Origin of the sequence: Streptomyces sp. RKAG290, from assembly GCF_023701695.1 — a bacterium.
GTDB lineage: Bacteria > Actinomycetota > Actinomycetes > Streptomycetales > Streptomycetaceae > Streptomyces.
Window position 1 is genome coordinate 5,799,942 of the sequence record NZ_JAJOZC010000001.1, and the last position, 17,982, is coordinate 5,817,923.

General features: G+C 70.9%; 12 protein-coding genes and 2 pseudogenes. 8 read left to right on the forward strand and 6 right to left on the reverse strand.

Going from position 1 to position 17,982, the window contains the following annotated elements; translation table 11 throughout:
• Positions 1-27: 27 nt before the first annotated feature.
• The 3 genes from LNW71_RS25570 to LNW71_RS25580 all read right to left on the reverse strand — a co-directional run bounded on the left by LNW71_RS25570 (position 28) and on the right by LNW71_RS25580 (position 3,152).
• Positions 28-1,326 (reverse strand): MFS transporter, encoded by a 1,299-nt coding sequence (locus LNW71_RS25570; protein WP_250970371.1) that lies wholly within the window; start codon positions 1,324-1,326, stop codon positions 28-30.
• Positions 1,327-1,410: 84 nt separating this feature from the next.
• On the reverse strand, positions 1,411-1,953 hold the full coding sequence (locus LNW71_RS25575) for a methylated-DNA--[protein]-cysteine S-methyltransferase (RefSeq protein ID WP_250970372.1): 543 nt from the start codon (positions 1,951-1,953) through the stop codon (positions 1,411-1,413).
• A gap of 212 nt (positions 1,954-2,165) precedes the next feature.
• The gene (locus LNW71_RS25580) at positions 2,166-3,152 is read right to left on the reverse strand and encodes a glycerophosphodiester phosphodiesterase family protein (protein ID WP_250970373.1); all 987 of its coding nucleotides are present in this window, start codon (positions 3,150-3,152) and stop codon (positions 2,166-2,168) included.
• Positions 3,153-3,362: 210 nt separating this feature from the next.
• Here LNW71_RS25580 and LNW71_RS25585 point away from each other — a divergent pair, with 210 nt between their 5' ends.
• From LNW71_RS25585 to LNW71_RS25605, 5 genes are all read left to right on the forward strand, one after another.
• Positions 3,363-4,238: an MHYT domain-containing protein gene (locus LNW71_RS25585; protein WP_250970374.1), complete on the forward strand. Its 876-nt coding sequence runs from the start codon at positions 3,363-3,365 to the stop codon at positions 4,236-4,238.
• A gap of 62 nt (positions 4,239-4,300) precedes the next feature.
• Entirely contained in the window at positions 4,301-6,418 is a 2,118-nt protein-coding gene (gene uvrB, locus LNW71_RS25590; RefSeq protein WP_250970375.1) for an excinuclease ABC subunit UvrB, read from the forward strand.
• Positions 6,419-6,548: 130 nt separating this feature from the next.
• Positions 6,549-7,127 (forward strand): TerD family protein, encoded by a 579-nt coding sequence (locus LNW71_RS25595; RefSeq protein ID WP_136328667.1) that lies wholly within the window; start codon positions 6,549-6,551, stop codon positions 7,125-7,127.
• 172 nt (positions 7,128-7,299) lie between these two features.
• Positions 7,300-9,243 carry a TerD family protein gene (locus tag LNW71_RS25600; protein WP_250970376.1) on the forward strand — a complete coding sequence of 648 codons (1,944 nt, stop codon included), beginning with the start codon at positions 7,300-7,302 and terminating at the stop codon, positions 9,241-9,243.
• A gap of 256 nt (positions 9,244-9,499) precedes the next feature.
• A complete protein-coding gene (locus LNW71_RS25605) occupies positions 9,500-10,513 on the forward strand; it encodes a TerC family protein (RefSeq protein ID WP_250970377.1) in 1,014 nt (337 codons plus the stop codon).
• A gap of 77 nt (positions 10,514-10,590) precedes the next feature.
• Here the strand turns inward: LNW71_RS25605 and LNW71_RS25610 are convergent, their stop codons facing one another.
• Together LNW71_RS25610 and LNW71_RS25615 are read right to left on the reverse strand one after the other, a co-directional pair.
• Positions 10,591-11,247 (reverse strand): MBL fold metallo-hydrolase, encoded by a 657-nt coding sequence (locus LNW71_RS25610; protein ID WP_250970378.1) that lies wholly within the window; start codon positions 11,245-11,247, stop codon positions 10,591-10,593.
• 10 nt (positions 11,248-11,257) lie between these two features.
• Positions 11,258-11,950 carry a maleylpyruvate isomerase family mycothiol-dependent enzyme gene (locus LNW71_RS25615; protein ID WP_250970379.1) on the reverse strand — a complete coding sequence of 231 codons (693 nt, stop codon included), beginning with the start codon at positions 11,948-11,950 and terminating at the stop codon, positions 11,258-11,260.
• Between the two features lie 174 nt (positions 11,951-12,124).
• On the opposite strand from LNW71_RS25615, the pseudogene uvrA reads away from it, so the two are divergent.
• Together uvrA and LNW71_RS25625 are read left to right on the forward strand one after the other, a co-directional pair.
• Positions 12,125-15,183 (forward strand): annotated as a pseudogene (gene uvrA, locus LNW71_RS25620) (excinuclease ABC subunit UvrA).
• Positions 15,184-15,521: 338 nt separating this feature from the next.
• On the forward strand, positions 15,522-15,950 hold the full coding sequence (locus LNW71_RS25625; protein WP_250970380.1) for a Rieske (2Fe-2S) protein: 429 nt from the start codon (positions 15,522-15,524) through the stop codon (positions 15,948-15,950).
• Between the two features lie 259 nt (positions 15,951-16,209).
• On the opposite strand, the pseudogene LNW71_RS25630 reads toward LNW71_RS25625, so the two are convergent.
• Positions 16,210-17,135, reverse strand: a pseudogene (locus LNW71_RS25630) (hypothetical protein).
• A gap of 227 nt (positions 17,136-17,362) precedes the next feature.
• Between LNW71_RS25630 and LNW71_RS25635 the strand changes: the two are divergent.
• Positions 17,363-17,980 (forward strand): papain-like cysteine protease family protein, encoded by a 618-nt coding sequence (locus LNW71_RS25635; protein WP_250970381.1) that lies wholly within the window; start codon positions 17,363-17,365, stop codon positions 17,978-17,980.
• Positions 17,981-17,982 lie beyond the last annotated feature (2 nt).

The window sequence follows — 17,982 nt, forward strand, 5'->3', positions numbered from 1 at the left end:
CGGCGGGAACCCGGCGCCCCGCCGGGTTCAGGCCGTGGCGGGGCGGGTGAGGGACCGGCGCAGTGCCAGCGCCGCCATCGGCAGCAGCAGACATGCGCCCGTGAGGTTCAGCCAGCCGTAACTCGCCTGGGAGACGATGACCCCGGCGACCGCGCCGCCGACGCCCGCCGACGCGTTCATGGTCAGGTCCGACAGGCCCTGAACCGCGGCGCGGGCGGGCTGCGGCACGGAGTCGGTGAGCAGCGCCGAACCGGCGACCAGCCCCGCGGACCAGCCGAGCCCGAGCACGAACAGGCCGGCCGCGGTCCTGCCGTGGACAGCGCCCGCGGTCCCCGCCAGCAGTGCGGCGCAGGAGAGCAGGCCGACCGCCAGACCGATGACGGTGAGCCGGCCGAAGCGGTCCGAGAGCCAGCCCATCACCGGCGAGAACGCGTACATCCCGGCGATGTGGCCACTGATCACCAGACCGATCAGCTGAAGGTCCGCGCCGTGATGGCCGAGATCGACCGGGGTCATCACCATGATCGAGACCATCGCGGTGTGCGAGACGGTCACGGTCACCAGCGCCAGCCGGGCCATCGGCGACGCCTTTACGGCCGCGAGGCCCGCACGCAGCGAACGGTCCCCCGCCGATCGGTTCTCCTGCGGGGCCAGCGCGCGAGCGGTGAGCAGCGGGTCGGGGCGCAGGAGCACCGTGATCACCAGCGCGGCGAGCAGGAAGATTCCGGCCGCCCAGACGAACGGGCCGGCCGTCTCGGACACGCCGGTCCCCCGGAAGACCCGGCCCGCCGGAGCTGCGATGTTGGGCCCGAGCACCGAGCCGATGGTGGTGGCCCAGATGACGGTGGAGATCGCCCGGCCGCGCCGCTCCGGCTCGGCCAGATCCGCCGCGGCGAACCTGGCCTGCAGGTTGGCGGAGGAACCCGCACCGAACCCGGCCATGCCGAGCAGCAGCAGCGGGAAGCTCTCCACCACGGTGGCGAGCACCACGAGGCCGGCGCCGAGCGCACCGATCAGATACGCCAGGACGAGACCGGGGCGGCGGCCGCGCGAGGTCATCAGCGCGGCCAGCGGCAGCGACAGGAGGGCCGTGCCGGTCACCGACGCCGTGGGCGCGAGGCCCGACAGCGCCTCGGAGCCGCTGACCTGGGTGGCCAGCACGGGGGCCAGGGCGATGCCGATCGGCACGCCGAGGCCGCCGAGTATCTGCCCGGCGATGAGGACGGCCGAGGTCCTGCGCCGCAGCCGGGGCAGGTCGGCCGCGGTGACCCGCCCGGCCGGACTCGGGCCGCCGGGGGTGTCGGATGCGTCGAGGGTGTTGGTCACCGAGGCAGTGTGCCAGCCTCGTACGCGCGTACGAAACGATTCGGGTCATGCCCGCCGGCCGTCCGGGACGCATCCGGCCAGGCGTCAGAACAACGGCTGGGGCAGCACGCCCTCCAGCGCCAGCAGCTGCCGCTTGGTCTCCAGCCCGCCGCCGAAGCCACCGATCCCGCCGTCGCGCTCCACCACCCGGTGGCAGGGCACCACCACCGGCAGCGGGTTTGACCCCATGGCGGCCCCGACCGCCTGGGCCGCCCCGGGCTGGCCGACCCGCTCGGCGAGGTCCCCGTATCCGGCGACCGCACCGTACGGCACCCCCGCCGCCAGCTCGCGGAGCACCTGGCGGTTGAAGCCGCCCGTCAGCGACCAGTCCAGGTCGAGCGAGAAGTCCCGCAGCGTGCCCGCGAAGTACGCCGCGAGCTGGCGTATCGGCTCGGCCAGCCGGGCGGAACCGGGTGCTTCGACGGGCTCCGCGCCGAGCCGGGTGCGCAACTGGGCCAGCGCCCGGTCCCGCACCGCCGGCCGCGCGTGGAAGACCACGCTCACCAGGCCTGTCCCGGTCGCGGCAAGCAGCAGCGGGCCGATGTCGCTCTCCACGACGGCCCACTCGACGACCCCGTTGCTGTTCATGGGAACCACCGTACGGGCGGCCACTGACAACGGCCGGTGGCCGCCCGTTGCGGCTGGTGGCTTTCGTCTGGATCACGCCGGGTCGGAGCGCGGTGCCAGGGCACGCGAGCCGGGCATGACCCGAACGAGAGACCCGAGGTCAGCCGGTGGCCTCACGCACCTCGGTGGCCGCACGCACCACGTCGGGGGTGTTGGTAACGAGAGACCCGAGGTCAGCCGGTGGCCTCACGCACCTCGGTGGCCGCACGCACCACGTCGGGGGTGTTGGTGATGATGCCGTCCACGCCGAAGCCGGCCACCCGCAGCGCGTGCGCCGCGTCGTTGACCGTCCACGCGTTCACCCGGAGCGGTTTGTGGTGCGGCCCCTTGAGCGCGTGCACCGCGGCCACGTACGCGCCGGAGATCGAGGTGTACGTCGGATTGATCTGGTCGGCGAACCCGGCGTACGAGGGCAGGTCGGCGACGGCCGGAGTGCCCAGGAAGCCCGTGGTGACGTCCGGACGCTCCTCGTGCACCTTGCGCACGCTGTCCGCGCCGAAGCTCTGGATCACGAGGCGGCCGCGGACGTGGCTCGGGTCGAGCCAGCCCTCCTCGCCCAGCACCTGCAGGGTCGCCCGCTCGATCCCCGGGTAGATCTCGGGGCTCTTGATCTCCAGGAGCAGGTTCTGACCGTTGTGCCCGAGCCGGTCCAGGTACTGGCGGAGCGTGGGCACCCGGACCCCGGCGTACTTGGCGCCGAACCAGCTTCCCGCGTCCAGCCGGGCGATCTCGGCGGCCGTGAAGTCCCTGACCGCCCACGGTGCGCGGTCAGGGAAGACCTCCTCCACATCGGTGGTCCGCTTCAGATCGGTGTCGTGCATGACCACGAGCACGCCGTCCCGGGTGAACTGGACGTCGTTCTCCACCCAGTCGAAGCCGAGGGCGTCGGCCTTGTCCACGGCCGCGAGAGTGTTCTCGGGGGCGTAGGCCGAAGCGCCCCGGTGGGCGAAGACGGCCGGGGCGGGGCCGCTCGCGGCCGGGGTCGCGGTTGCGGTGTCGTCTGCTGTCGTGCTCCGGGCCGCGACAGTGCGGGTCACTGCCGTGCTGCGCCCGGCTGCGGTGGTGTCCGTGCCTGGTGCGTCGGTGACCGACATCAGCAAAGTGCCGGCGCCCAGCAGGGCGGCGGCAGCGACGGAGGCAGTAGCGGTGCCTGCGTACACGTGGACTCCTTGCGTCAGAGTTGCGGACGGCCCGAGAGTCCCAGCCGCCCCCGAACACGGGACGGGCGAAGGATGGCCACGATGTGAACGCACCCCGGGGACCGGGTCACGGGCCGACAGCCCTGTCGATAAAATGGGGCTCTTCTGTTTGTCTGCCGGGCCTTGCGCCTTAGGGTCGTCCGCACCCGGGCTTCTGCGAAGGGCGTATGCATGCAGGGCACAATCGACGGTTTCAGCTATGGGGTCGTGACCCCCGTCGCGTCGTTCCTCATGGCCTGTCTCGGCGCGGCACTGGGGCTGCGCTGCACCACCCGCTCGCTGCGCACGGAACGTTCCTTCAAGGCCGGCTGGCTGGGTCTCGGTGCCACCTCCATAGGCTCCGGAATCTGGACGATGCACTTCATCGGGATGATGGGTTTCTCCGTCGAGGAGGTACCGATCGCCTACGACAAGCCGGTCACGTTCGCCAGCCTCGCCGTCGCGATCGTCATGGTCGGTGTCGGGATCTTCCTTGTCGGGTACCGGGGCGCCACCCCGATGGCACTGGTGACGGGTGGCACGATCACCGGGCTCGGCGTGGCCACCATGCATTACCTCGGCATGGCCGGTATGCGACTTGATGGGCAGTTCGAGTACGACACGGTCACCGTGTCGATCTCCGTCGTCATCGCCGTGGTCGCCTCGACCGCCGCGCTCTGGGCGGCCGTCTCCATCCACGGCTTCCTGCCCAGCCTCGGTGCCAGCGTCGTGATGGGCGTCGCCGTCAGCGGGATGCACTACACGGGCATGGCGGCCCTCCGGGTCCACCTGCACCCCGCCACGGCCACCGTCACCGGCTCGGGCGACAGCCCGACCGGCCTGCTCGTGCCCATGCTGATCGGCCCGGCCTGCTTCCTCGTGCTCGCCGCGGTCGTCGTGATGTTCGACCCGCTGGTGGTCATGGGGACCCCGGACTGGGACGACCCGGCGGCCGCCCGGGCCCCCGGAATCCCGGCCCAGCGCCAGGTCCCGCGGTTCGGCACGCACGCCGACCCGGCCTCGTTCCACTCCCAGCGCCGCGACCCCGTACCGCCCCAGGACTGGTGACCGGGGCCCGGCGCCGGCGCTGAGCCGGCCCCGTTGTCAGTGGGGGGTCGTACGGTGGTTGCATGCGGCCCGTTTCGAAGATCGAACGTTCGGTGGCGCCTTTCGAGGTCGTCAGTCCCTACCAGCCCAGCGGCGACCAGCCGACAGCCATCGCCGACCTGGAGCGGCGCGTAAGGGCAGGTGAGAAGGATGTCGTGCTCCTCGGCGCGACCGGCACCGGAAAATCGGCGACCACCGCCTGGATGATCGAGAAGCTGCAGCGCCCCACCCTGGTGATGGCGCCCAACAAGACCCTCGCCGCCCAGCTGGCCAACGAGTTCCGCGAGCTCCTGCCGAACAACGCCGTCGAGTACTTCGTCTCGTACTACGACTACTACCAGCCCGAGGCGTACGTCCCGCAGTCGGACACCTACATCGAGAAGGACTCCTCGATCAACGAGGAGGTCGAGCGGCTGCGCCACTCCGCGACGAATTCGCTGCTCACCCGGCGTGACGTCGTGGTCGTCGCCTCCGTCTCCTGCATCTACGGCCTCGGTACGCCGCAGGAGTACGTGGACCGGATGGTCCAGCTCAAGGTGGGCGACGAGATCGACCGCGACCAGCTGCTGCGCCGCTTCGTGGAGATCCAGTACAGCCGGAACGACCTGGCCTTCGCCCGCGGCACCTTCCGGGTGCGCGGCGACACCATCGAGATCTTCCCGGTCTACGAGGAGCTCGCCGTCCGCATCGAGATGTTCGGTGACGAGATCGAGGCGCTCTCCACCCTCCACCCGCTCACCGGCGAGGTCATCAGCGAGGACGCGTCGCTCCACGTCTTCCCCGCCAGCCACTACGTGGCCGGACCCGAGCGCCTGGAGAAGGCCGTCGGCGGCATCGAGAAGGAGCTGGAGCAGCGGCTGGCCGAGCTGGAGAAGCAGGGCAAGATGCTGGAGGCCCAGCGGCTGCGGATGCGCACCACGTACGACATCGAGATGCTGCGCCAGATCGGCACCTGCTCAGGCGTCGAGAACTACTCGATGCACTTCGACGACCGCACCCCCGGCACCGCGCCCAACACCCTCCTCGACTACTTCCCCGAGGACTTCCTCCTCGTGCTCGACGAGTCGCACGTCACCGTGCCGCAGATCGGCGCGATGTACGAGGGCGACGCCTCCCGCAAGCGGACCCTCGTCGACCACGGCTTCCGGCTGCCGTCCGCCCTGGACAACCGCCCGCTGAAGTGGGAGGAGTTCCTCGGCCGGATCAACCAGACGGTCTACCTCTCCGCCACCCCCGGCAAGTACGAGCTGTCCCGGGGCGACGGTTTCGTGGAGCAGATCATCCGCCCCACCGGTCTCGTCGACCCGGAGATCGTCGTCAAGCCCACCGAGGGCCAGATCGACGACCTGGTGCACGAGATCCGCAAGCGCACCGAGAAGGACGAGCGGGTCCTGGTCACCACCCTCACCAAGAAGATGTCGGAGGACCTCACCGACTACTTCCTGGAGCTCGGCATCCAGGTCCGCTACCTCCACAGCGACGTCGACACCCTGCGCCGCATCGAGCTGCTGCGCGAGCTGCGCTCCGGCGAGTACGACGTCCTGGTCGGCATCAACCTGCTGCGTGAGGGACTCGACCTTCCCGAGGTGTCGCTCGTGGCCATCCTCGACGCCGACAAGCAGGGCTTCCTGCGCTCGGGCACCTCGCTGATCCAGACCATCGGACGCGCCGCCCGTAACGTGTCCGGGCAGGTCCATATGTACGCGGACAAGATCACCCCGGCGATGGCCCAGGCCATCGACGAGACCAACCGCCGCCGTGAGAAGCAGATCGCCTACAACACCGAGCGCGGCCTGGACCCGCAGCCGCTGCGCAAGAAGATCAACGACATCGTCGCGACGATCGCCCGCGAGGAGGTCGACACCGAGCAGCTCCTCGGCACCGGCTACCGCCAGGCGAAGGGCGCCAAGGCGCCCGTGCCCACGCTCGGCGTCAAGGCCGGTTCCGCGAAGGGCAAGAAGGACGGTGCCGTGGTCACCGACCGTCCGGCCACCGAGCTCGCCGGGATCATCGAGGAGATGACCGACCGGATGCGCGCGGCCGCCGCGGACCTGCAGTTCGAGGTGGCCGCCCGACTGCGCGACGAGGTGGGGGAGTTGAAGAAGGAGCTGCGGCAGATGCGTGAGGCGGGCCTGGCCTGACCCACCGCCGGGTGTGTGTTGCAAGACCGACACAAAAGGTCTCCGAGCGGCTGCGCCGGCGGCGCGACTGCATAGGGTTCGGGGAAGCCGCGCAAGGACGGTTGCGGGGAAAGCGGAGAGGGGACAGCGCGTGACGGTCAACATGACCAAGGGTCAGGCCATCAGCCTGCAGAAGAGCGACGGGGGGACCCTGACCGCGGTACGGATGGGGCTCGGCTGGCAGGCGGCGCCGCGCCGCGGCCTGTTCGGTTCACGCACCCGGGAGATCGACCTGGACGCCTCGGCGGTCCTGTTCGCCGACAAGCAGCCGGTCGACGTCGTCTTCTTCCGGCACCTCGTCAGCGACGACGGCTCGGTCAAGCACACCGGGGACAACCTGGTCGGCGGCGCCGGCTCGGGCGGCGACGACGAGGCGATCCTCGTCGACCTCCAGCGGGTCCCGGTCCACATCGACCAGATCGTCTTCACGGTGAACTCCTTCACCGGCCAGACGTTCCAGGAGGTGCAGAACGCCTTCTGCCGCATCGTGGACGAGACCAACGGCCAGGAACTCGCCCGCTACACACTGGACGGCGGCGGACAGTACACCGCCCAGATCATGGCGAAGGTGCACCGCTCGGGGAACGGCTGGCAGATGACCGCCATCGGCACCCCCGCCAACGGCCGCACCTTCCAGGACCTCATGCCGGCGATCCTGCCGCACCTGTAGGCAGAGCCGGACCGGCCGGTCCGCATCGGTACGCGCAGCTCCCGGAGGCATCGGCCGCCGGGAGCTGCACCGCATCGCAGCACCTGGCAGCACGCATGACACGGCGCCGGACGGTGCCGCACCGAACACCGCACCGCAGCGCGCGGCGGCAACTCGTCGAGGGGACAGGGCAATGACGGCCGAGCTGGTCCGGGGGCAGAACCACACCTTGCCCCAGACCCGTCTGGAGATCCGGGTATCGGCCGGCGCACCCGTCGTGGCCGGCGCCACGCTCGGCGACGAGCGCGGCACCGTGCACGGCGTCGAGTGGATCGCCCACCCCGGATCACCGCAGCTGCCAGGGCTGGAGGTGTCCAGGCAGGCCGCGGCCGACCACCGGCTCGCCGTCGACCTCGATGCCCTGCCCGACGAGGTGCACCGGCTCACGGTGCTGCTGGCCCTGCCGCTGGAGGTGGGCGGCCCGACCCGGTTCGGTGCCGTGGCCTCGCCCTTCGTCGCGGTCACCGGACTCGACGGCACCGAGATCGCCACCTTCACCCTGACCGGCCTGGACACCGAGTCCGCGGTCGCCGCGCTGGAGATCTACCGGAGACAGGGCGGCTGGAAGGTCCGCGCGGTCGGCCAGGGCTATGCGGGCGGGCTCGCCGCGATGCTCGCCGACCAGGGCGTGGAGCGGGCGGCCGAGCTGGCCGGGTCGATCCAGGAGGCGGTCGCCGGCGGGATGGCCCGCACCGTGGCGCCGCCGCCGCCCCGCACCCCGGAGGGCGAGCGGGTCAGGCACGCCGGGGGCCCCGTGCCGGCCCCGGGCGACGGGCAGCCGCCTGCCATGCCGCCGGTCACCCCGCAGCCCGAGCAGCTGGCCGAGCCCGCGGCGCCGCAGACCGCCCAGGGCGGCCCCATCGACTACGCGCACCCCCGCCGCCAGGCCGCCGCGCCCCCGCCGCCCCCGCCCGCCGCGCCGCCCGCCGAACCCGGACAGCCGGCCCTGCCCGTGGCCGGGGACGCCACCGGATGGTCCATGGACGAGCGCCTCTACAACCAGGTCTGGGGGATGTTCGAGGACCTGGCCAGGGCCGTCGCCGCCTACCGCAGCGCCGTCGACTTCGCCGAGTCCCGGATGGACCAGGAGCTGGAACGGACCCTGTCCGACCCGCGCAGCCGGATCGGCGGCGCCGGCGACCGGGCCCGTGAGCAGGCCCGCGCCAAGCGCGACGAGCTGGCCGGCCGGGCCCGCGAGGCGCTGGACCGCGACCTCGCCCAGCTGGCCGCCGAATCCGCCGTCGTGGAACCCGCGCTCCCCGCCCCGTACGCGGGCTGGGACAACCCCGTCTGGCACGCCTACCGCGTCCCGATGGAGATCCCGATGGCGCTGCGGATCGGCGACCTGCACCTGCCGGAGAGCGCGGCCCTGCGCATCCCGCTGCTCGTGCGGCTGCCGCTGGAGCGCGGGATATGGATCGACAGCGGGCGTACGGCCTCCGAGGCCGCCGCCCTCACGGACACCGACCAGCTGCGCAGGCTGGCCATGGAGAGCGCGGTCCTGCACGCCGCCCGGCTGCTGGCCGTCTACCCGGCGGGCGAGTTCGCGGTGCACGTCATCGACCCCGCGGGCGCCGCCGCCACGGCGCTCGCCCCACTGGTCCGCTCCGGGGTGCTCGCGGGGCCGCCGGCATCCGGCGCCGGGGGAGTCTCCTCGGTCCTCGCCCAGCTCACCCGGCGGGTCGATCTGGTGCAGATGGCGATCCGGGCCGGTGCCGCCGATTCGCTCCCGCCGGACCTGGACCCGGCCGAGCAGCTGCTGATCGTCAACGACTTCCCGCACGGCTTCGACGACCGTGCCGTCACCCAGCTGCGCTACCTCGCCGACGAGGGACCCTCCGTCGGCGTCCATCTCCTGATGGTCGCGGACCGGGAGGACGCCTCCGCGTACGGGCCGGTGCTCGACCCGCTGTGGCGGTCCCTGCTCCGGATCACCCCGATCGCCGACGACCATCTGGCCGACCCCTGGGTCGGCCACGCCTGGACGTACGAGCCGCCGCGGACACCCGTCGGCAGCAGCGTCCTCGAACTGGTGCTCGCCCAGGTGGCCGCCGCCCGCCGCACCGGAGGGCGCTGACCCTCCTCACCTGCTCGACGCAACGGCCTCGACCTGCGCTCTTGGGGCTTCTTTACCCTCGCCTTTACCTTTCCTTGGTATTCCCTGTACTGTTCTTTGGGCGGAGGGGAGTACTCCCATCGCGGCGTGCCCGTCAGTACGGACTGTGACCGGTCCCGGGGCGCCGGCCCAGGCGCGCATCCCGTGCGCCCGAGTGGAAGAGACCTCCGGCAGCGACGACGCTGATCAGTAGCCGTAGCGAACTGCCGGAGGCGCAGTGGACGTTTCATGGACCCTCTGGGCGCTGACCATTCTTGGTCTGTGCGCCCTCATCGCCGTCGACTTCTTCATCGGGCGCAAGCCTCATGACGTGTCGACCAAGGAAGCCGGGATCTGGTCGATCGTCTGGATCGCGCTGGCCGCCCTCTTCGGGCTCGGACTGCTCGTCTTCGGCGAGAGCCAGGCATCGGGTGAGTTCTTCGCCGGCTTCATCACCGAGAAATCGCTGAGCGTCGACAACCTCTTCGTCTTCGTGCTGATCATGGCGAAGTTCTCGGTGCCCTCCCACCTCCAGCAGCGGGTGCTGCTCTTCGGCGTGCTGATCGCACTGGTGCTGCGGGCGGTCTTCATCGCCGCCGGCGCAGCGGTGATCGCCAACTTCTCGTGGGTCTTCTACATCTTCGGCGCGTTCCTGATCTTCACCGCCTGGAAGCTCATCCAGGAGGCGCGGGCCGACGAGGAGGAAGAGGAGTTCGAGGAGAACAGGCTCCTCAAGACGATCGAGCGCCGCTTCGGCGTCGCCGACCGGTACCACGGCACCAAGCTGTTCATCCGCAACAACGGCAAGCGCGTCCTGACCCCCCTGATGGTCGTCATGCTGGCCATCGGCACCACGGACGTGCTGTTCGCGCTGGACTCCATCCCCGCGATCTTCGGCCTGACCCAGGACCCGTACATCGTGTTCACCGCCAACGCCTTCGCCCTGATGGGCCTGCGGCAGCTGTACTTCCTGATCGGCGGCCTGCTCAAGAAGCTGGTGCACCTCAGCTACGGGCTCTCGGTCATCCTCGGCTTCATCGGCGTGAAGCTGGTGCTGCACGCCCTGCACGAGTCCGGGGTGCACGTCCCCGAGATCTCCATCCCGGTCTCGCTGGGTGTCATCTGCGGCGTCCTGGTGATCACCACGATCACCAGCCTCCTCGCCAACAAGAAGACGGCCGAGGCCGAGGCCGCCGCGGAGGCGGGGAAGGCCGAGGACGGGGCGGACAGGGGTGCCGGTATAGACGCCTGAACCGGCCCTCAGGCCCGGCGGAGCCTGCGGTGCGGCCCCGGTGACACCCGCTGTGCGGGCCCGTCACCGGGGCCGTTTCACCAGCCGCGGGCCCGCCACACGGGCAGCTGCGGGCGCTCGTCGCCCAGCGTGGTGTCGTGGCCGTGGCCCGGGTAGACCCAGGTCTCGTCGGGCAGCGTGGCGAAGAGCTTGGTCTCCACGTCGTGCAGCAGGCTCGCGAATGCCGCGGAGTCGTCGAACGTGTTGCCGACGCCGCCCGGGAAGAGGCAGTCCCCGGTGAACAGGTGCGGAGCGCCGTGCGGGTCGTCGTAGACGAGGGCGATCGAACCCGGGGTGTGCCCGGTCAGATGGCGTGCGGTCAGTGCGACCTGTCCGACCCGGACGGTGTCGTTGTCCTCGACGAGCACGTCGGTCGGGACCGGAATTCCCTCGGCGTCGTGGCGCCCGGCGTACGTACGCGCGCCGGTGGCCGCCACGACCTCGCCCAGCGCCTGCCAGTGGTCGCCGTGCCGGTGGGTGGTGACGACCGAGGCGATCGAGTCGTCACCGATCAGCTGCAGCAGGGTCCCGGCCTCGTTGGCCGCGTCGATCAGGAGCTGCTCGCCGGTGGCCCGGCAGCGCAGCAGATAGGCGTTGTTGTTCATCGGGCCGACGGCGACCTTGGAGATCATCAGATCCGTCAGCTCGTGTACGTCCGCCCGCCCGCCGACCTTGACCGCTCCGCTGTACGTCATGCGCCTCAGCCTATAGCGGGGGCAGCGCGGGCAGGGGCAGTCCGCCCTCGACGGTCAGGGCCGACCCGTCGCGGCGTCCGCTGAGCCAGCCGAGCAGGTCGGCTGCCGTGCCGCGGACCGTGACGGGGTCACCCTCCGCGCCGCCGCCGGTCGTCCAGAGGCGACCCGTACCGTCGGCCACGCCCGTCCGCACGACATCGGGGTGCCCGGCGAACCGCTCGGCCAGGAAGTCGATCTCCCGGGCGGTGAACTCCTCCGGGAGGTCCTCCAGCTCGTAGCCGGCGTCCAGGTCGACATGGTGCAGCTCGACCTCGGCGCGCCGGCGGAAGGGGATCCGGGAGGCCGAGTCCGTCACGCCGTTGCGCATCGCGACGGTGCGTGACCAGTCGGCCGGGGCCGCGGCGGCGTCCTCGAAGCGGGCCGCGCTCGCCGCCAGGTCGGCCAGCTGCTCGTCCCGCGGCCGGGGTGCGTCGCGCTCGATGTCGCGGTCGCGGGTTTCGCTGTCTGCGTACATCGGCCGGCCCTGGAGAACATTTACGAGCGCGTCGGCGTTACGTGAAAGGTGCGCGACGACATGACCCCGGCTCCAGCCGGGCAGCCGGGACGGCCGGCCCAGTGCGGAGTCGTCCATTTTCTCCGTGGCGCTGAGCAGCCGTCCGGTCGCTTCACGTAGGGCCGCCAGGTCGTGCGCGTGATCAATCATGGGGCCGAGCCTAGCCTCGCCACTCATTCGGGTGAAGGAGTCATCAGCCGTCCGTAAATCGAATGCACGTGCTATACGCTCGGAGTAGAAACCTCCTGAATCGCTGTGGCACCCCCCATACCCTGGGGCAGGGGCTCAGTTCCCCCGCTTCTCTCTAGAAAGGTGCGGACCGGCGTGGCCGACCGTCTCATCGTCCGTGGCGCTCGCGAGCACAACCTCAAGAACGTCTCGCTCGACCTCCCCCGCGACTCCCTCATCGTCTTCACCGGGCTCTCCGGGTCGGGCAAGTCGTCGCTCGCGTTCGACACGATTTTCGCCGAGGGGCAGCGGCGTTACGTGGAGTCGCTCTCCTCGTACGCCCGGCAGTTCCTCGGTCAGATGGACAAGCCGGACGTCGACTTCATCGAGGGCCTGTCGCCCGCCGTCTCCATCGACCAGAAGTCGACCTCGCGCAACCCGCGCTCGACGGTCGGCACCATCACGGAGGTCTACGACTACCTCCGGCTGCTCTTCGCCAGGATCGGCAAGCCGCACTGCCCCGAGTGCGGCCGTCCGATCTCGCGCCAGTCGCCTCAGGCCATCGTGGACAAGGTGCTCGGGCTGCCCGAGGGCAGCCGGTTCCAGGTGCTGTCGCCGCTGGTGCGCGAGCGCAAGGGCGAGTTCGTCGACCTCTTCGCCGACCTGCAGACCAAGGGGTACAGCAGGGCCAGGGTCGACGGCGAGACGATCCAGCTCTCCGAGCCGCCCACGCTCAAGAAGCAGGAGAAGCACACCATCGAGGTGGTCATCGACCGCCTCACCGTCAAGGACAGCGCCAAGCGCCGGCTGACCGACTCGGTCGAGACCGCGCTGGGCCTGTCCGGCGGCATGGTCGTGCTCGACTTCGTCGACCTCGAAGAGGACGACCCCGAGCGTGAGCGGATGTACTCCGAGCACCTCTACTGCCCTTACGACGACCTCTCCTTCGAGGAGCTGGAGCCGCGCTCCTTCTCCTTCAACTCGCCCTTCGGCGCCTGCCCCGACTGCACGGGTATCGGTACGCGGATGGAGGTCGACCCGGAGCTGATCGTCCCGGACGAGGAGAAGTCCCTCGACGAGGGTGCGATCCACCCCTGGTCGCACGGCCACACCAAGGAGTACTTCGGGCGGCAGATCAACGCACTCGCCCAAGCGCTCGGATTCCGTACGGACATCCCCTGGGCCGGGCTGCCGCAGCGCGCCAAGAAGGCCCTGCTGCACGGCCACAAGATCCAGACCGAGGTCCGCTACCGCAACCGCTACGGGCGCGAGCGCGCCTACACCACCCCTCCTTCGAGGGAGCGGTGCAGTTCGTCAAGCGGCGGCACTCCGAGGCCGAGAGCGACTCCAGCAGGGAGCGCTTCGAGGGCTACATGCGCGAAGTGCCCTGCCCGACCTGTGAGGGCACCAGGCTCAAGCCGATCGTGCTCGCGGTGACGGTGATGGAGAAGTCCATCGCCCAGGTCGCGGCGATGTCGATCAGCGAGTGCGCCGAGTTCCTCGGCCGCCTGAAGCTGAACGCCCGCGACAAGAAGATCGCCGAGCGGGTGCTCAAGGAGGTCAACGAGCGGCTGAAGTTCCTGGTCGACGTGGGCCTGGACTACCTCTCGCTGAACCGCGCGGCCGGCACCCTGTCCGGCGGCGAGGCGCAGCGCATCCGGCTCGCCACCCAGATCGGCTCCGGACTGGTCGGCGTGCTGTACGTCCTGGACGAGCCGTCCATCGGCCTGCACCAGCGCGACAACCACCGGCTGATCGAGACCCTGGTCCGGCTGCGCGACATGGGTAACACGCTCATCGTCGTCGAGCACGACGAGGACACCATCAAGGTCGCCGACTGGGTCGTCGACATCGGCCCCGGCGCCGGTGAGCACGGCGGCAAGGTGGTCCACTCCGGATCGCTCAAGGAGCTGCTGGCCAACGACAAGTCGATCACCGGCCAGTACCTGACCGGCAAGCGGTCCATCGCGATGCCCGAGGTCAGGCGTCCCGTCGACCCCTCGCGCCTGCTCACCGTGCACGGGGCCCGGGAGAACAACCTCCAGGACATCGACGTGGCCTTCCCGCTCGGGGTGCTGACCGCCGTGACGGGTGTCTCCGGCTCCGGAAAGTCGACGCTGGTCAACGACATCCTCTACACCCACCTGGCGCGGGAGCTGAACGGCGCCAAGTCGGTCCCCGGCCGGCACACCAGGGTCGACGGGGACGATCTCGTCGACAAGGTGGTGCACGTCGACCAGTCGCCCATCGGCCGTACGCCCCGGTCCAACCCGGCCACGTACACCGGGGTCTTCGACCACGTCCGCAGGCTGTTCGCGGAGACGATGGAGGCCAAGGTCCGCGGCTACCTGCCCGGCCGGTTCTCCTTCAACGTCAAGGGCGGCCGCTGCGAGAACTGCTCCGGCGACGGCACGATCAAGATCGAGATGAACTTCCTGCCGGACGTGTACGTCCCGTGCGAGGTCTGCCACGGAGCGCGCTACAACCGGGAGACGCTGGAGGTCCACTACAAGGGCAAGTCCATCGCCGAGGTGCTGGACATGCCGATCGAGGAGGGCCTGGAGTTCTTCGAGGCAGTCCCGACGATCGCGCGCCACCTGCGCACGCTCAACGAGGTCGGCCTCGGATACGTCAGGCTCGGTCAGTCCGCGCCGACGCTCTCCGGTGGTGAGGCACAGCGGGTGAAGCTGGCCAGCGAGCTCCAGAAGCGCTCCACCGGCCGCACGGTGTACGTGCTGGACGAGCCGACCACCGGTCTGCACTTCGAGGACATCTCGAAGCTGATCAAGGTGCTGTCCGGGCTGGTCGACAAGGGCAACACGGTGATCGTCATCGAGCACAACCTCGATGTCGTCAAGACCGCCGACTGGGTCATCGACATGGGCCCCGAGGGCGGCAACGGCGGCGGTCTGGTCATCGCCGAGGGCACCCCGGAGTACGTGGCCGGTGTCCCCGCCAGCCACACCGGGAAGTTCCTCCAGGGAATCCTGGACGCGGACCGGGTGAGCGAGGCGGCGGTTCCCGCGGCCCGTAAGCCGGTGCGGAAGGCGGCGACGAAGAAGGCGGTCGCCGCGAAGTCGGCACCGGCCAGGAAGACGGCCACGGCGAAGACGGCATCGGGGAAGGCCACGACGAAGGTCACGGCGAAGGCCACCGGGACTGCCGCGGCGAAGAAGCCCGCGGCGAAGAAGGCGACCCGGGCGCGCAAGGCCTGACGCCAGGGCCTGGCAGCTGGGCCCGACGACAAACGGCCTGACAACAGGGCCTGACAACAGGGCCCGATGCGAGGGCCCGACGGCCAGGCATGCAGCGTGGCCCGACGGCAGGGGCTCGTGACGAGGTCCGGCGGTTCGGTGTGCGGTGGCGGTTCCCTGCGAAGGGGCCGCCACCGCACTGCGTTCCGGCCCTGACCAGGCACGACCGGCTGCGACCCCGGCGCAGGGGCGTCCGTCTACGCCGGTATCGTCGGTTACGTCACGGATGCCTCCGCTGCCCCTGCTGTCCCAGGCACCTCTGGCACCGCTACGAAACCCCTCTGACCAGTGGAGACCGCATGTCCGGCCAGCCCGCCGCCCGCCGCACCGTGCTGAAGGGCGCCGCTCTCGCGGGCGCCGCCGGGCTGGGAGTGGCCGCCTGCTCGACCGACTCGAAGCTCGGGCACGCCCAGACGCCGACGCCCACCGCACCCGTCCAGCTCGGTGCCCCGGACGAGATCCCGGTGGGCGAGTCCAAGCTCTACCGCGAGCAGCGCGTCGTCGTCACCTGCCCGGCCAAGGGGCAGTTCAAGGCGTTCAGCGCCCAGTGCACCCACGCGGGCTGCCTGCTGGACAAGGTCGAGAACAACGAGGGGCACTGCCCCTGCCACGGCAGCCGCTTCGACACCACGACCGGCAAGGCGGTGCACGGTCCGGCGACCGTGCCGCTGCCCTCCGTCCCGGTCAGGGTCGAGGACGGAAGGCTGGTCGCGGGCCCCGAAGCCTGAGCCGGCCGCCGCGCGCCGGAGGGGCCGCCGCCCCGTGCCAGCGGGTCCCCGTGCCAGAGGGCGGTCCCGTGCCTGGCCTCGGCGCCCCGCGTCCGTGTCGGCCGCCCCGCACCTGGCCTTGAAGTCCCGGCGCCTGAGCCTGCCCGCCCGGCTTCCTGAGCCTGCCGCCCGGCCTCCTGAGCCGCCCGCCGCGCCCTCCCGCCGTGCCCGCCCCCGTCGCCCTCCCCGGCGCCCTCCAGACCGGCCACGGAGCCCCCCCTCACTCCCAGTCCCAGTCGATACCGACCAGGCCGGGCCGCACCCCTGCTCCACCAGATGGACCGTCCGGTGCCGGCCGGTGAGTGTGAGGTCCGTCCGGGCGCCGCGCGGCGCTCCCGCCGACACCTGGGTGAACCGCCGGCAGCGTACCGGCAGCGCCTCCTCGTCGAACCGGACCTGCAGCACGTACTGCCCGCCGCCGAAGCTGAAGCCCCGCACGTACTCACCGCACGGCCCGCCCGTACCGTCCTCGAAGCCGTAGCCGAAGAGGTACGTCTCACCCGCCCGCAACCGGGTGTCGAAGAGCAGCTCGGCGACCAGCACTCCGGTCTCCGCGTCCCAGCGGACCCGCCCCGTCCGGCAGTTCTCCCGGGCGCTCACCCCGACCCGTGCCGGTTCGCAGCCCGGATCGCCGCGGTACACGGCGAGATAGCGGTCGATCCCGTCGCGGTGGGCGCGCACCACGTGCTGGGAGTTCCGGTGCTGCATCCGGCGGCCGGGTCCGATCCGTACCCGCTCCTGGTGCCCCACCGTGTGGAGCCCGCCGTCCGAGGGCGACTCCATCGCGCCGAGCAGCCGCTCGACCGCGCCGGACGCGTCCACCAGGGAGCGGTAGGAGCGGGCCGGCGGTCGGTCGGCCTCCGTGCCGGAACCCCCGGGCCCCAGCAGCGCGAGCAGCGAGTTGCCCGGCAGCTCCAGCACCTCCTCCAGCGCCTTCACGGCCCGCAGGGACTCCGGGCGCTGCGGGCGCCTGGCCCCCTGCTGCCAGTAACTCAGGCTGGTCACACCGACCTTGACCCCGCGGTGCGCCAGATGATGCTGAACCCGCTGGAGCGGCAGCCCGCGCACCGACAGCGCGGTGCGCAACGCCAGATGGAACGGGCCGGTGTGCAGCACCTGCGCCAGTTCGGCCTCGGTGTGCTGCATGGGTCCTCCAGGTGAACATTCACGTCGCATGACGTGCGGGGCCGCGCCGACGGGTGCCGGGCCGCAGGTGGCCAGGGGGAAGCGTTCACGCGTCCGCCACCGGCGTTCACACCGCGGTGTTCCCACGCATTGAAGCGTGTTGACCCGTTCCCGACAACGGTTGATGCTCCTCGACAGCGTCCGGACGCGCTCCTTGGAACTCCCACCCCCGCTCCGGGAGGAACATCATGCGCAACCGAAGAATCAGACCGGGAAGGCTGACGGTCACGGCCGTTCTCATCTCCGCACTGCTCGCCCTGCCGACGGCGAGCGCCACCGCATCGGACCGGAACCACGCCGTGCCCTCCGCCGCGGGCACGTTCGCCGCCACCCAGCGGCTGGACATCACCATGCAGGCCCAGCAGAAGACCAACTGGTGCTGGGCCGCCTCGGGCAACACCGTCGCCGCCTGGTTCGGCCGCAACCTCACCCAGAACGAGTTCTGCAACGCCGCGTTCGGCCGGGCACCGGGCTCGCAGTGCCCCAACTCGCAGGCCACGCTCGGGAACGTCCAGGACGGTCTGTACCGGTCCGGCATCAACCCCGGTTCGTACGTCACCGGCTGGCTGCGCTACCCGACGGTGCAGGCCGAGACAGCCGCCGGCCGGCCGGTGGAGACCCGTATCCAGTGGTCGGCCGGCGGCGGTCACATGCATGTCCTGTACGGATACGACGACACGAACAGCTGGGTCTACTGGGGCGACCCCTGGCCCTCCAGCAACCGCTACAACTGGGCCACGCACGCCTGGTACGTGAACAACAGCGAGTTCTCCTGGACCCATTCGCTCTACCGGATCGGGGCGTGACG

What these genes read in the sequence shown, in the direction of transcription:
- LNW71_RS25575 (WP_250970372.1), bottom strand. Translation starts at nt 1,953, where the DNA reads ATGAACAGCAACGGGGTCGTCGAGTGGGCCGTCGTGGAGAGCGACATC.
- LNW71_RS25585 (WP_250970374.1), top strand. Translation starts at nt 3,363, where the DNA reads ATGCAGGGCACAATCGACGGTTTCAGCTATGGGGTCGTGACCCCCGTC.
- uvrB (WP_250970375.1), top strand. Translation starts at nt 4,301, where the DNA reads ATGCGGCCCGTTTCGAAGATCGAACGTTCGGTGGCGCCTTTCGAGGTC.
- LNW71_RS25600 (WP_250970376.1), top strand. Translation starts at nt 7,300, where the DNA reads ATGACGGCCGAGCTGGTCCGGGGGCAGAACCACACCTTGCCCCAGACC.
- LNW71_RS25610 (WP_250970378.1), bottom strand. Translation starts at nt 11,247, where the DNA reads ATGACGTACAGCGGAGCGGTCAAGGTCGGCGGGCGGGCGGACGTACAC.
- LNW71_RS25615 (WP_250970379.1), bottom strand. Translation starts at nt 11,950, where the DNA reads ATGATTGATCACGCGCACGACCTGGCGGCCCTACGTGAAGCGACCGGA.
- LNW71_RS25625 (WP_250970380.1), top strand. Translation starts at nt 15,522, where the DNA reads ATGTCCGGCCAGCCCGCCGCCCGCCGCACCGTGCTGAAGGGCGCCGCT.
- LNW71_RS25635 (WP_250970381.1), top strand. Translation starts at nt 17,363, where the DNA reads ATGCGCAACCGAAGAATCAGACCGGGAAGGCTGACGGTCACGGCCGTT.